The sequence below is a fragment of the Klebsiella aerogenes genome (assembly GCA_029027985.1).
GTDB classification, from domain to species: Bacteria; Pseudomonadota; Gammaproteobacteria; order Enterobacterales; family Enterobacteriaceae; genus Klebsiella; species Klebsiella aerogenes_A.
Map to the genome: position 1 here is coordinate 416,200 of CP119076.1, position 12,601 is coordinate 428,800.

Consider the following 12,601-nt stretch of genomic DNA (forward strand, 5'->3'; position numbering starts at 1 on the left):
ATCATGGCAGCGAAAATCCGTCGTGATGACGAAGTTATCGTGTTAACCGGTAAAGATAAAGGTAAACGCGGTAAAGTTAAAAATGTCCTGTCTTCCGGCAAGGTCATTGTTGAAGGTATCAACCTGGTTAAGAAACATCAGAAGCCGGTTCCGGCCCTGAACCAACCAGGCGGCATCGTAGAGAAAGAAGCAGCTATTCAGATCTCTAACCTTGCTATCTTCAACGCGGCAACCGGCAAGGCTGACCGTGTAGGCTTTAGATTCGAAGACGGCAAAAAAGTCCGTTTCTTCAAATCTAATAGCGAAACTATCAAGTAATTTGGAGTAGTACGATGGCGAAACTGCATGATTACTACAAAGACGAAGTAGTCGCTAAACTCATGACTGAGTTTAACTACAATTCTGTCATGCAAGTCCCTCGGGTCGAGAAGATCACCCTGAACATGGGTGTTGGTGAAGCGATCGCTGACAAGAAACTGCTGGATAACGCAGCAGCTGACCTGACAGCTATCTCCGGTCAAAAACCGTTGATCACCAAAGCACGCAAATCAGTTGCAGGCTTCAAAATCCGTCAGGGCTATCCGATCGGCTGTAAAGTAACTCTGCGCGGCGAGCGCATGTGGGAGTTCTTTGAGCGCCTGATCACTATTGCTGTACCGCGTATCCGTGACTTCCGTGGCTTGTCCGCTAAGTCTTTCGACGGTCGTGGTAACTACAGCATGGGTGTCCGTGAGCAGATCATCTTCCCAGAAATCGACTACGATAAAGTCGACCGCGTTCGTGGTTTGGATATTACCATTACCACTACTGCGAAATCTGATGAAGAAGGCCGCGCTCTGCTGGCTGCCTTTGACTTCCCGTTCCGCAAGTAAGGTAGGGTTACTTAATGGCTAAGCAATCAATGAAAGCACGCGAAGTAAAGCGCGTGGCTTTAGCTGATAAATTCTTCGCTAAACGCGCTGAACTGAAAGCTATCATCTCTGATGTGAACGCAACCGACGAAGATCGTTGGAATGCTGTTCTCAAGCTGCAGACTCTGCCGCGTGATTCCAGCCCGTCTCGTCAGCGTAACCGCTGCCGTCAAACAGGTCGTCCGCATGGCTATGTGGGCAAGTTCGGGTTGAGCCGTATTAAGCTTCGTGAAGCCGCCATGCGCGGTGAAGTACCAGGCTTGAAAAAGGCTAGCTGGTAATTACCAATTGAATCACGGGAGTAAAGACAGATGAGCATGCAAGATCCGATCGCGGATATGCTGACCCGTATCCGTAACGGTCAGGCCGCGAATAAAGCTGCGGTCACCATGCCTTCCTCCAAGCTGAAAGTGGCAATTGCCAACGTGCTGAAGGAAGAAGGCTTTATTGAAGATTTTAAAGTTGAAGGCGACATCAAGCCGGAACTGGAACTGACTCTTAAGTATTTCCAGGGTAAAGCTGTTGTAGAAAGCATTCAGCGTGTCAGCCGCCCAGGTCTGCGCATCTACAAACGTAAAGATGAGCTGCCGAAAGTTATGGCGGGTCTGGGTATCGCAGTTGTTTCTACCTCTAAAGGTGTTATGACTGATCGTGCAGCGCGCCAGGCTGGTCTTGGTGGCGAAATTATCTGCTACGTAGCCTAATCGGAGGAAAAAATGTCTCGTGTTGCTAAAGCACCGGTCGTTGTTCCTGCCGGCGTTGATGTAAAAGTCAACGGTCAGGTTATTACGATCAAAGGTAAGAATGGCGAGCTGACTCGTACTCTCAACGATGCTGTTGAAGTTAAGCATGCAGATAATGCACTGACCTTCGGTCCGCGTGATGGTTACGTAGACGGTTGGGCTCAGGCTGGTACCGCGCGTGCCCTGCTGAACTCAATGGTTATCGGTGTTACCGAAGGCTTCACTAAAAAGCTTCAGCTGGTTGGTGTAGGTTATCGTGCAGCGGTCAAAGGGGATGTAGTAAACCTGGCTTTAGGTTTCTCTCATCCTGTTGAGCATAAGCTGCCGGCCGGTATCACTGCAGAATGTCCGACTCAAACTGAAATCGTGCTGAAAGGCGCTGATAAGCAGGTGATCGGCCAGGTTGCAGCAGATCTGCGCGCCTACCGTCGTCCTGAGCCTTATAAAGGTAAGGGTGTTCGTTACGCCGACGAAGTCGTGCGTACCAAAGAGGCTAAGAAGAAGTAAGGTAACACTATGGATAAGAAATCTGCTCGTATCCGTCGTGCGACCCGCGCACGCCGCAAGCTCCAGGAGCTGGGTGCAACTCGCCTGGTGGTACATCGTACCCCGCGTCATATTTACGCACAGGTAATTGCCCCGAATGGTTCTGAAGTTCTGGTAGCTGCTTCTACTGTAGAAAAAGCTATCTCTGAACAACTGAAGTACACCGGTAACAAAGACGCGGCCGCAGCTGTGGGTAAAGCTGTTGCTGAACGCGCTCTGGAAAAAGGCATCAAAGATGTTTCCTTTGACCGTTCCGGGTTCCAATATCATGGTCGTGTCCAGGCACTGGCAGATGCTGCCCGTGAAGCTGGCCTTCAGTTCTAAGGTAGAGGTGTAAGATGGCTCACATCGAAAAACAAGCTGGCGAACTGCAGGAAAAGCTGATCGCGGTTAACCGCGTATCTAAAACCGTTAAAGGTGGTCGTATTTTCTCCTTCACAGCTCTGACTGTAGTTGGTGACGGTAACGGTCGCGTAGGTTTTGGTTACGGTAAAGCGCGTGAAGTTCCAGCAGCGATCCAGAAAGCGATGGAAAAAGCCCGTCGCAATATGATTAACGTCGCGCTGAATACTGGCACCCTGCAGCACCCGGTTAAGGGTACTCACACGGGTTCTCGTGTATTCATGCAGCCGGCTTCCGAAGGTACCGGTATCATCGCCGGTGGTGCAATGCGCGCCGTTCTGGAAGTCGCTGGGGTTCGTAACGTTCTGGCTAAAGCATATGGTTCCACCAACCCGATTAACGTGGTTCGTGCAACTATTGATGGCCTGGAAAATATGAAGTCCCCAGATATGGTCGCTGCCAAGCGTGGTAAATCCGTTGAAGAAATTCTGGGGAAATAAACCATGGCAAAGACTATTAAAATTACTCAAACCCGCAGTGCAATCGGTCGTTTGCCGAAACACAAGGCAACGCTGCTTGGCCTGGGTCTGCGTCGTATTGGTCACACCGTAGAGCGCGAGGATACTCCTGCTGTTCGTGGTATGGTCAACGCGGTTTCCTTCATGGTTAAAGTTGAGGAGTAAGAGATGCGTTTAAATACTCTGTCTCCGGCCGAAGGCTCCAAAAAGGCGGGTAAACGCCTGGGTCGTGGTATCGGTTCTGGCCTCGGTAAAACCGGTGGTCGTGGTCACAAAGGTCAGAACTCTCGTTCTGGCGGTGGCGTGCGTCGCGGTTTCGAGGGTGGTCAGATGCCACTGTACCGTCGTCTGCCGAAATTCGGCTTCACTTCTCGTAAAGCAATGATCACTGCAGAAGTTCGTCTGTCTGATCTGGCTCACGTAGAAGGCGATGTAGTAGACCTGAACACGCTGAAAGCAGCTAACATTATCGGTATCCAGATCGAGTTCGCGAAAGTGATCCTGTCTGGTGAGGTAACTCGTCCGGTAACTGTTCGTGGCCTGCGCGTGACTAAAGGCGCTCGTGCTGCTATCGAAGCTGCTGGCGGTAAAATTGAGGAATAAGTAGCAGATGGCTAAACAACCGGGATTAGATTTTCAAAGTGCCAAAGGTGGAATTGGCGAACTGAAACGCAGACTTTTGTTTGTTATCGGTGCGCTGATTGTGTTCCGTATTGGCTCTTTTATTCCGATCCCTGGTATTGATGCCACTGTACTTGCCAAACTGCTTGAGCAACAGCGAGGCACCATCATTGAAATGTTCAACATGTTCTCTGGTGGTGCTCTCAGCCGTGCTTCTATCTTTGCTCTGGGGATCATGCCGTATATTTCGGCGTCGATCATTGTCCAGCTGCTGACAGTTGTTTATCAACCGTTGGCAGAATTGAAGAAAGAAGGGGAGTCTGGTCGTCGTAAGATCAGCCAGTACACCCGCTACGGTACTCTGGTGCTGGCAATATTCCAGTCGATCGGTATTGCTACCGGTCTGCCGAATATGCCTGGTATGCAGGGCCTGGTCATTAATCCGGGCTTTGCATTCTATTTCACCGCTGTTGTTAGTCTGGTCACAGGGACTATGTTCCTGATGTGGCTCGGCGAACAGATCACAGAACGTGGTATCGGTAACGGTATCTCGATCCTGATCTTTGCCGGGATCGTTGCGGGACTCCCGCCGGCCATCGCCCATACTATCGAGCAAGCGCGTCAAGGCGACCTGCACTTCCTCCTGTTGCTGTTGGTTGCAGTATTAGTATTTGCAGTGACCTTCTTCGTTGTATTCGTTGAACGTGGTCAACGCCGCATTGTGGTAAACTACGCTAAGCGTCAACAAGGTCGTCGTGTCTATGCTGCACAGAGCACACATTTACCGCTGAAAGTGAATATGGCGGGGGTAATCCCGGCAATCTTCGCTTCCAGTATTATTCTGTTCCCGGCTACCATCACGTCATGGTTCGGGGGCGGTACTGGTTGGAACTGGCTGACAACAATTTCGCTGTATTTGCAGCCTGGGCAACCGCTTTATGTGTTACTCTATGCGTCTGCAATCATCTTCTTCTGTTTCTTCTACACGGCGTTGGTCTTCAACCCGCGTGAAACAGCAGATAACCTGAAGAAGTCCGGTGCATTTGTACCAGGAATTCGTCCGGGAGAACAAACGGCGAAGTATATCGATAAAGTAATGACCCGCCTGACCTTGGTTGGTGCGTTGTACATCACTTTTATCTGCCTGATCCCGGAGTTCATGCGTGATGCAATGAAAGTGCCGTTCTACTTCGGTGGGACCTCGCTGCTTATCGTTGTTGTCGTGATTATGGACTTTATGGCTCAAGTGCAAACTCTGATGATGTCTAGTCAGTATGAGTCTGCATTGAAGAAGGCGAACCTGAAAGGCTACGGCCGCTAACTGGTCGCCTGAGAAGTTACGGAGAGTAAAAATGAAAGTTCGTGCTTCCGTCAAGAAATTATGCCGTAACTGCAAAATCGTTAAGCGTGATGGTGTCATCCGTGTGATTTGCAGTGCCGAGCCAAAGCATAAACAGCGCCAAGGCTGATTTATTCGCATATTTTTCTTGCAAAGTTGGGTTGAGCTGGCTAGATTAGCCAGCCAATCTTTTGTATGTCTGTATGTATCCATTTGAGTATCCTGAAAACGGGCTTTTCAGCATGGTGCGTACATATTAAATAGTAGGAGTGCATAGTGGCCCGTATAGCAGGCATTAACATTCCTGATCAGAAACATACCGTAATTGCTTTGACTGCAATCTTCGGTATCGGCAAGACCCGTTCTAAAGCCATCTGTGCTGACACGGGTATCGCTGAAAATGTTAAGATCAGTGAGCTGTCTGAAGAACAGATTGAATCTCTGCGTGAAGCAGTAGGTAAATTTGTCGTTGAAGGTGATCTGCGCCGTGAAATCACCCTGAGCATCAAGCGTCTGATGGACCTTGGTTGCTACCGTGGTTTGCGCCATCGTCGTGGTCTTCCGGTTCGCGGTCAGCGTACTAAGACCAACGCACGTACCCGTAAGGGTCCGCGTAAACCGATCAAGAAATAATCGGGGTGATTGAATAATGGCAAAGGCACCAGTTCGTGCACGCAAGCGTGTAAGAAAACAAGTCTCAGATGGCGTGGCTCATATCCATGCTTCTTTTAACAACACCATCGTTACCATTACCGATCGTCAGGGTAACGCACTGGGTTGGGCAACAGCCGGTGGTTCCGGTTTCCGTGGTTCTCGCAAATCCACTCCGTTTGCAGCTCAGGTTGCAGCAGAGCGTTGCGCTGAAGCCGTAAAAGAATACGGCATCAAGAATCTGGAAGTTATGGTCAAAGGTCCGGGTCCAGGTCGCGAATCTACCATTCGTGCACTGAACGCCGCTGGTTTCCGCATCACTAATATTACTGATGTGACTCCGATCCCTCATAACGGTTGTCGTCCGCCGAAAAAACGTCGCGTATAACGCCTCGTTTCTAGGATTGTTGGAGAAAGAAAATGGCAAGATATTTGGGTCCTAAGCTCAAGCTGAGCCGTCGTGAGGGCACTGACTTATTCCTTAAGTCTGGCGTTCGCGCGATCGATACCAAGTGTAAAATTGAACAAGCTCCTGGCCAGCACGGTGCGCGTAAACCGCGTCTGTCTGACTATGGTGTGCAGTTGCGTGAAAAGCAAAAAGTTCGCCGTATGTACGGTGTGCTGGAGCGTCAGTTCCGTAACTACTATAAAGAAGCAGCACGTCTGAAAGGCAACACCGGTGAAAACCTGTTAGCTCTGCTGGAAGGTCGTCTGGACAACGTTGTATACCGTATGGGCTTCGGCGCCACTCGTGCTGAAGCACGCCAGCTGGTTAGCCACAAGGCTATCATGGTAAACGGTCGTGTTGTTAACATCGCTTCTTATCAGGTTAAAGCGAATGACGTTGTTAGCATCCGTGAGAAAGCGAAAAAGCAATCTCGCGTGAAAGCCGCTCTGGAGCTGGCTGAGCAGCGTGAAAAGCCAACCTGGCTGGAAGTTGATGCTGGCAAGATGGAAGGTACGTTCAAGCGTCAGCCGGAGCGTTCTGATCTGTCTGCGGACATTAACGAACACCTGATCGTCGAGCTTTACTCCAAGTAAAGCTTAGTACCAAAGAGAGGACACAATGCAGGGTTCTGTGACAGAGTTTCTAAAACCGCGCCTGGTCGATATCGAGCAAGTGAGTTCGACGCACGCCAAGGTGACCCTTGAGCCTTTAGAGCGTGGCTTCGGCCATACTCTGGGTAACGCACTGCGCCGTATTCTGCTCTCATCGATGCCGGGTTGCGCGGTGACCGAGGTTGAGATTGATGGTGTACTGCACGAGTACAGCACCAAAGAAGGCGTTCAGGAAGACATCCTTGAAATCCTGCTCAACCTGAAAGGGCTGGCGGTGAGAGTTCAGGGTAAAGATGAAGTCATCCTTACTTTGAATAAATCTGGCATTGGCCCTGTGACTGCAGCCGACATTACCCACGACGGTGATGTCGAAATCGTCAAGCCGCAGCACGTGATCTGCCACCTGACCGATGAGAACGCAGCTATCAGCATGCGTATCAAAGTTCAGCGCGGTCGCGGTTATGTGCCGGCTTCTGCCCGAATTCATTCGGAAGAAGATGAGCGCCCAATCGGCCGTCTGCTGGTCGACGCCTGCTACAGCCCTGTAGAGCGTATTGCCTACAATGTTGAAGCTGCGCGTGTTGAGCAGCGTACCGACCTGGACAAGCTGGTCATCGAGATGGAAACCAATGGCACAATCGATCCTGAAGAGGCGATTCGTCGTGCGGCAACCATTCTGGCTGAACAACTGGAAGCTTTCGTTGACTTACGTGATGTACGTCAGCCGGAAGTGAAAGAAGAGAAACCAGAGTTCGATCCGATCCTGCTGCGCCCTGTTGACGATCTGGAATTGACTGTCCGCTCTGCTAACTGCCTCAAGGCAGAAGCTATCCACTATATCGGTGATCTGGTACAGCGTACCGAGGTTGAGTTGCTGAAAACGCCGAACCTGGGTAAAAAATCTCTTACCGAGATTAAAGACGTGCTGGCTTCACGTGGTCTGTCTCTGGGCATGCGCCTGGAAAACTGGCCGCCGGCAAGCATTGCTGACGAGTAACCGGATCACAGGTTAAGGTTTTACTGAGAAGGATAAGGTCATGCGCCATCGTAAGAGTGGTCGTCAACTGAACCGCAACAGCAGCCATCGCCAGGCTATGTTCCGTAACATGGCAGGTTCGCTGGTTCGTCATGAGATCATCAAGACGACCCTGCCGAAAGCGAAAGAACTGCGTCGCGTAGTTGAGCCGCTGATTACTCTTGCCAAGACTGATAGCGTTGCTAATCGTCGTCTGGCATTCGCCCGCACTCGTGATAACGAGATCGTGGCAAAACTGTTTAACGAGCTGGGCCCGCGTTTCGCGAGCCGTGCCGGTGGTTACACTCGTATTCTGAAGTGTGGCTTCCGTGCAGGCGACAACGCGCCGATGGCATACATCGAGCTGGTTGATCGTGCTGAGCTGAAAGCAGAAGCTGCTGCAGAGTAATCTGCAGTAACGTAAAAAAACCCGCCCCGGCGGGTTTTTTTATATCTACCGTTTCCCCGTTTCACTACAATATTTGTACTCTTTTTGTTCATCCCTGGGAGCCGTATAATGTGGTTACTGGACCAGTGGGCAGAACGCCATATCCTCGATGCACAAACCAAAGGCGAGTTTGATAATCTTCCCGGCAGCGGCGCGCCGCTGGAACTGGATGATGATTCTCACGTGCCGTCTGAGCTGCGTGCCGGTTATCGCTTGCTGAAAAATGCCGGTTGCTTACCTCCTGAGCTGGAGCTACGTAAAGATGCGGTTGCGCTGAGTGATTTACTCAAGAATGTGCAACGTGACGATCCGCAGTATGCCGAGTTGAACCGTCGCCTCACCCTGTTCGAACTAAAATTACGTCAAGCAGGGATGGATACTGATTTTCTGCGCGGTGATTATGCGGACAGACTGTGGCACAAAATTAACGAGGAATAGCTATGTATCGTATTGGCGAGTTAGCCAAACTGGCTGATGTCACCCCGGACACCATCCGTTACTATGAAAAGCAGCAGATGATGGATCACAATATTCGTACTGAAGGTGGATTTCGCCTCTACACGGAGAGTGACCTACAGCGGCTGCGCTTTATTCGCTATGCCCGACAGCTCGGTTTCACGTTGGAAGCGATCCGCGAGTTATTGTCGATCCGCATTGATCCTGAACACCATACCTGCCACGACTCGAAGGGGATTGTGCAAGCGCGACTTAGCGAGGTTGAAGCACGCATTAAGGAGTTACAGACAATGCGGCGGTCTTTGCAAAGACTCAATGATGCCTGTTGCGGCACCGCTCATAGCAGCGTTTACTGTTCTATTCTTGAAGCTCTGGAGCAAGGTGCCAGCACCAACAATACAGGACGTTGATTTTTCCCGCGCGTGGATCTACACTCGCGCCGAATTCATACCATCACTGGAGTTACTATGAGTCGCTATCAGCACACCAAAGGGCAAATTAAAGACAACGCGATTGAGGCATTACTTCATGACCCATTATTCAGACAACGGGTTGAGAAGAACAAGAAAGGGAAAGGAAGCTATCAACGTAAAGATAAACACGCAGGGCGGAATGACCGGGAGGCCAGTGGCAAGCAAGCGAATCGCTTTTTTACCACTGGCCTTCTGCTTTCTGTGTGCTGATTAAGAACGGTTGTTCTGTTCTTTCAGCAGATCGCGGATTTCACTCAGCAGTACTTCTTCTTTGCTCGGCACCGGGGCGGCTGGCTCTTCTTCTTTCTTACGGTTCAGTTTATTCATCAATTTGATGGCCATGAAAATCGCAAAGGCGACGATGATGAAATCAAAGATATTCTGAATAAACATACCATAGTGCATAACAACGGCTGGGACATCTCCCTGCGCATCGCGTAGCGTGACGGCGAACTGTTTAAAGTCGACTCCGCCAATGAGTAAACCCAGCGGAGGCATAATAATATCGGCCACTAATGACGATACAATTTTACCGAATGCTGCACCAATGATGACACCCACTGCCAAATCGACAACATTCCCGCGCATTGCGAATTCGCGGAATTCTTTTAAAATACTCATTTTACTCTCCTTGAGCCAGCTGACACCGATAAGTTTATCAAATGTATTTCCATTTTCCATTGCTGTTGGATAATTGCTGAAAAATATTATCCATTGATAAATAAGGGATAATAAAAAGGGCGTCAGTATGACACCCATTTTTAATTACAAGAAGAATGGACTCGGCTGGAATAGCCTCTCAACGTCCGAGATAAATTTCTTATCGGTCAGGAACATAATTACATGGTCGCCCTGCTCGATACGCAAATTATTATTGGCAATCATAACGTCATTACCGCGTACGACTGCGCCAATGATTGTTCCCGGTGGCAGCTTAATTTCATCAATTGAACGCCCGACAACACGCGAGGTGCTTTCATCTCCATGAGCGACTGCCTCGATGGCTTCGGCAACACCGCGACGCAGTGATGAGACGCCAACAATGTCGGCTTTACGCACGTGGCTAAGTAGTGCGGAAATAGTTGCCTGCTGTGGGGAGATGGCAATATCAATCACACTTCCCTGTACCAGGTCGACATAAGCGCGACGTTGGATTAGCACCATTACCTTCTTGGCGCCCATCCGCTTGGCCAGCATTGCTGACATGATATTCGCCTCATCGTCGTTGGTGACAGCAATAAACAGATCGACTTGATCGATATGCTCCTCAGCCAACAACTCTTGATCCGAGGCATCACCATAGAACACGATCGTATTCTGTAGTTTTTCGGCGAGTTCTGCGGCGCGCTGTTGATCACGCTCGATCAACTTCACGCTGTAGTCCTTCTCCAGACGATGGGCGAGACCGGCGCCGATATTGCCGCCGCCGACCAGCATAATACGCTTGTAAGGTTTTTCCAGACGCTGAAGTTCGCTCATTACCGCGCGAATATGTTGTGATGCGGCAATAAAGAAGACTTCGTCGCCAGCTTCAACGATGGTTGAACCCTGGGGGCGGATTGGACGGTCGTGACGGAAGATAGCGGCGACGCGCGTATCGATATGTGGCATATGTTCGCGCATCGTGGAGAGTGCGTTGCCAACCAACGGCCCGCCATAGTACGCCTTCACCACCGCCAGGCTCACTTTCCCCTCGGCGAAGTTCACCACCTGCAGCGCACCAGGGTACTCAATAAGGCGGTAGATATTATCGATGACCAACTGCTCCGGGGCGATCAAATGGTCAATGGGGACCGCTTCTGAGTGGAAAAGCTTATCGGCATCGCGAACATAATCCGGAGAACGAATACGGGCGATACGGTTTGGCGTGTTAAACAGCGAATAGGCGACCTGGCAGGCCACCATATTGGTTTCATCTGAACTGGTCACTGCGACCAACATATCGGCATCGTCGGCGCCAGCTTCGCGCAGTACGCGCGGATGAGAGCCGTGTCCTTGAACGACGCGGAGATCGAATTTATCCTGCAGCCCCCGTAGGCGGTCGCCGTTGGTATCGACCAGCGTAATATCGTTGTTTTCGCCAACGAGATTTTCCGCCAGCGTGCCGCCAACCTGTCCGGCGCCAAGAATAATAATCTTCATCAGATGTGACCCATTAATTCCGCTTTTTGATTAGCTTAGCGTAAAAGAACCCATCACCTTCTTCCGCCCCAGGCAGGTTTTGCTGACCCGGGTTTTCCGGAGTCCCTGTCTCATGGAGTTCAGCATCCCTGGTACGTATCAGGAAAGCAGCAATTTGCTGGCTGTTTTCTTCCGGCAGAATAGAACATGTCGCATAAACCAGAGTGCCGCCTGGCTTCAGATGAGCCCAGGTGGCGTCGAGAATTTCCGCCTGCAATTGGGCAAGTTCGGCGATATCACGATCTCTACGCAGCCATTTAATATCCGGATGGCGGCGAATAACACCGGTGGCTGAGCAGGGGGCATCCAGCAAAATACGATCGAAATGCTCATCGCCGCACCACTGCTCAGGATAGCGACCATCACCCTGTTTGACTTCAGCTTTCATGCCCAGACGTTTCAGGTTGTCATAGACGCGTGACAGGCGCTGTTGATCGATATCGACCGCCATCAGGTTGGCCTGCGGCGCCACTTCCAGAATATGGGTCGTTTTACCACCTGGCGCAGCGCAGAGATCGAGAATACGCTCGCCGTTTTCTGGCTGCAGATAGCGCATGCAGCCCTGGGCGGACGCATCCTGAACGGTTACCCAGCCTTCGTCAAAACCCGGTAACGCGTGGACCGGAGCCGGGGAAGCGAGACGTACGGCATCGGGGTAGTCCGGATGGGGAAAGCCCTGCAAACCAGCGCCTTCCAGCAGGGAAAGCCATTCGTCACGTGAATGGTGATTGCGGTTAACGCGTAGCCACATTGGCGGACGCAGGTTATTGGCGGCGACAATATCCTGCCATTGCTGCGGCCAGGCCTGTTGCAGACGTTTAAGCAGCCATTTAGGGTGAAGATAACGGTTTTCATGTTGGGCAAATTCGGCCAGCAGTTCTTCCTGCTGGCGTTGGAACTGGCGCAATACGCCATTGATAAGCCCTTTTAGCTGCGGACGTTTAATCGCCACTGCGCCTTCCACCGTTTCCGCCAGTGCGGCGTGAGGGGGAATGCGGGTATAGAGCAGTTGATACAGCCCGACCATTATCAGGAAATGCACGGTACGCTGCTTGCCGGTCATTGGACGGGCCATTAGTTTATTGATCAGCCACTCAAGTTGGCTTAGCGTACGCAAAACGCCAAAACACAGCTCCTGCAGCAGTGCTTTGTCTTTCTCGCTCACTTTTTGCTGTAGCGGCGGTAGAACGTTGCTTAAAGACTGGCCTTTCTCAACGACCTGCTCGATGGCCTGAGCTGCCAGACTGCGTAAATTAGTGTTTTTTTTCATAAGCGTAAAAATAAAAATGCCCGGTGAA

General features: G+C 50.8%; 22 protein-coding genes. 19 read left to right on the top strand and 3 right to left on the bottom strand.

Translation table 11 applies throughout. The annotated features are described in order from the left end of the window. Window positions 1–3 precede the first annotated feature (3 nt). From rplX to PYR66_02040, 19 genes are all read left to right on the top strand, one after another. The gene (gene rplX / locus PYR66_01950) at window positions 4–318 is read left to right on the top strand and encodes a 50S ribosomal protein L24 (protein WEF28528.1); all 315 of its coding nucleotides are present in this window, start codon (window positions 4–6) and stop codon (window positions 316–318) included. Window positions 319–332: 14 nt separating this feature from the next. Further along, window positions 333–872 carry a 50S ribosomal protein L5 gene (gene rplE, locus PYR66_01955; GenBank protein WEF28529.1) on the top strand — a complete coding sequence of 180 codons (540 nt, stop codon included), beginning with the start codon at window positions 333–335 and terminating at the stop codon, window positions 870–872. Window positions 873–886: 14 nt separating this feature from the next. Next, window positions 887–1,192 (top strand): 30S ribosomal protein S14, encoded by a 306-nt coding sequence (rpsN, locus tag PYR66_01960; protein WEF28530.1) that lies wholly within the window; start codon window positions 887–889, stop codon window positions 1,190–1,192. 30 nt (window positions 1,193–1,222) lie between these two features. Further along, window positions 1,223–1,615, top strand: coding sequence for a 30S ribosomal protein S8 (gene rpsH, locus PYR66_01965; GenBank protein ID WEF28531.1), 393 nt, complete (start codon window positions 1,223–1,225; stop codon window positions 1,613–1,615). A gap of 12 nt (window positions 1,616–1,627) precedes the next feature. Then, entirely contained in the window at window positions 1,628–2,161 is a 534-nt protein-coding gene (gene rplF / locus PYR66_01970; GenBank protein WEF28532.1) for a 50S ribosomal protein L6, read from the top strand. A gap of 9 nt (window positions 2,162–2,170) precedes the next feature. Beyond that, on the top strand, window positions 2,171–2,524 hold the full coding sequence (gene rplR, locus PYR66_01975) for a 50S ribosomal protein L18 (protein ID WEF28533.1): 354 nt from the start codon (window positions 2,171–2,173) through the stop codon (window positions 2,522–2,524). A 14-nt stretch (window positions 2,525–2,538) separates the two neighbouring features. Then, entirely contained in the window at window positions 2,539–3,042 is a 504-nt protein-coding gene (rpsE, locus tag PYR66_01980) for a 30S ribosomal protein S5 (protein ID WEF28534.1), read from the top strand. A gap of 3 nt (window positions 3,043–3,045) precedes the next feature. Further along, window positions 3,046–3,225, top strand: a complete 180-nt coding sequence (gene rpmD / locus PYR66_01985; GenBank protein WEF28535.1) for a 50S ribosomal protein L30 — start codon at window positions 3,046–3,048, stop codon at window positions 3,223–3,225. Between the two features lie 3 nt (window positions 3,226–3,228). Beyond that, complete coding sequence (rplO, locus tag PYR66_01990; protein ID WEF28536.1) at window positions 3,229–3,663, top strand: 50S ribosomal protein L15; 435 nt, start codon at window positions 3,229–3,231, stop codon at window positions 3,661–3,663. 7 nt (window positions 3,664–3,670) lie between these two features. Next, entirely contained in the window at window positions 3,671–5,002 is a 1,332-nt protein-coding gene (gene secY, locus PYR66_01995) for a preprotein translocase subunit SecY (GenBank protein WEF28537.1), read from the top strand. Window positions 5,003–5,033: 31 nt separating this feature from the next. Then, on the top strand, window positions 5,034–5,150 hold the full coding sequence (gene rpmJ / locus PYR66_02000) for a 50S ribosomal protein L36 (GenBank protein ID WEF28538.1): 117 nt from the start codon (window positions 5,034–5,036) through the stop codon (window positions 5,148–5,150). A gap of 146 nt (window positions 5,151–5,296) precedes the next feature. Next, the gene (gene rpsM, locus PYR66_02005) at window positions 5,297–5,653 is read left to right on the top strand and encodes a 30S ribosomal protein S13 (protein WEF28539.1); all 357 of its coding nucleotides are present in this window, start codon (window positions 5,297–5,299) and stop codon (window positions 5,651–5,653) included. Window positions 5,654–5,669: 16 nt separating this feature from the next. Next, on the top strand, window positions 5,670–6,059 hold the full coding sequence (gene rpsK / locus PYR66_02010; protein ID WEF28540.1) for a 30S ribosomal protein S11: 390 nt from the start codon (window positions 5,670–5,672) through the stop codon (window positions 6,057–6,059). Window positions 6,060–6,091: 32 nt separating this feature from the next. Continuing rightward, on the top strand, window positions 6,092–6,712 hold the full coding sequence (gene rpsD, locus PYR66_02015; protein ID WEF28541.1) for a 30S ribosomal protein S4: 621 nt from the start codon (window positions 6,092–6,094) through the stop codon (window positions 6,710–6,712). 25 nt (window positions 6,713–6,737) lie between these two features. Continuing rightward, window positions 6,738–7,727 carry a DNA-directed RNA polymerase subunit alpha gene (gene rpoA, locus PYR66_02020; protein ID WEF28542.1) on the top strand — a complete coding sequence of 330 codons (990 nt, stop codon included), beginning with the start codon at window positions 6,738–6,740 and terminating at the stop codon, window positions 7,725–7,727. A 40-nt stretch (window positions 7,728–7,767) separates the two neighbouring features. Further along, on the top strand, window positions 7,768–8,154 hold the full coding sequence (rplQ, locus tag PYR66_02025) for a 50S ribosomal protein L17 (protein ID WEF28543.1): 387 nt from the start codon (window positions 7,768–7,770) through the stop codon (window positions 8,152–8,154). Between the two features lie 108 nt (window positions 8,155–8,262). After that, complete coding sequence (locus tag PYR66_02030; protein WEF28544.1) at window positions 8,263–8,631, top strand: DUF1992 domain-containing protein; 369 nt, start codon at window positions 8,263–8,265, stop codon at window positions 8,629–8,631. 2 nt (window positions 8,632–8,633) lie between these two features. Beyond that, entirely contained in the window at window positions 8,634–9,059 is a 426-nt protein-coding gene (gene zntR / locus PYR66_02035) for a Zn(2+)-responsive transcriptional regulator (protein WEF28545.1), read from the top strand. 57 nt (window positions 9,060–9,116) lie between these two features. After that, window positions 9,117–9,332 carry an alternative ribosome-rescue factor A gene (locus tag PYR66_02040; protein ID WEF28546.1) on the top strand — a complete coding sequence of 72 codons (216 nt, stop codon included), beginning with the start codon at window positions 9,117–9,119 and terminating at the stop codon, window positions 9,330–9,332. Here the strand turns inward: PYR66_02040 and mscL are convergent, their stop codons facing one another. The 3 genes from mscL to rsmB form a co-directional block, all read right to left on the bottom strand. Next, the gene (mscL, locus tag PYR66_02045) at window positions 9,333–9,743 is read right to left on the bottom strand and encodes a large-conductance mechanosensitive channel protein MscL (protein ID WEF28547.1); all 411 of its coding nucleotides are present in this window, start codon (window positions 9,741–9,743) and stop codon (window positions 9,333–9,335) included. 144 nt (window positions 9,744–9,887) lie between these two features. After that, window positions 9,888–11,264 (bottom strand): Trk system potassium transporter TrkA, encoded by a 1,377-nt coding sequence (gene trkA / locus PYR66_02050; GenBank protein WEF28548.1) that lies wholly within the window; start codon window positions 11,262–11,264, stop codon window positions 9,888–9,890. Window positions 11,265–11,277: 13 nt separating this feature from the next. After that, window positions 11,278–12,573 carry a 16S rRNA (cytosine(967)-C(5))-methyltransferase RsmB gene (gene rsmB / locus PYR66_02055; protein WEF28549.1) on the bottom strand — a complete coding sequence of 432 codons (1,296 nt, stop codon included), beginning with the start codon at window positions 12,571–12,573 and terminating at the stop codon, window positions 11,278–11,280. Window positions 12,574–12,601 lie beyond the last annotated feature (28 nt).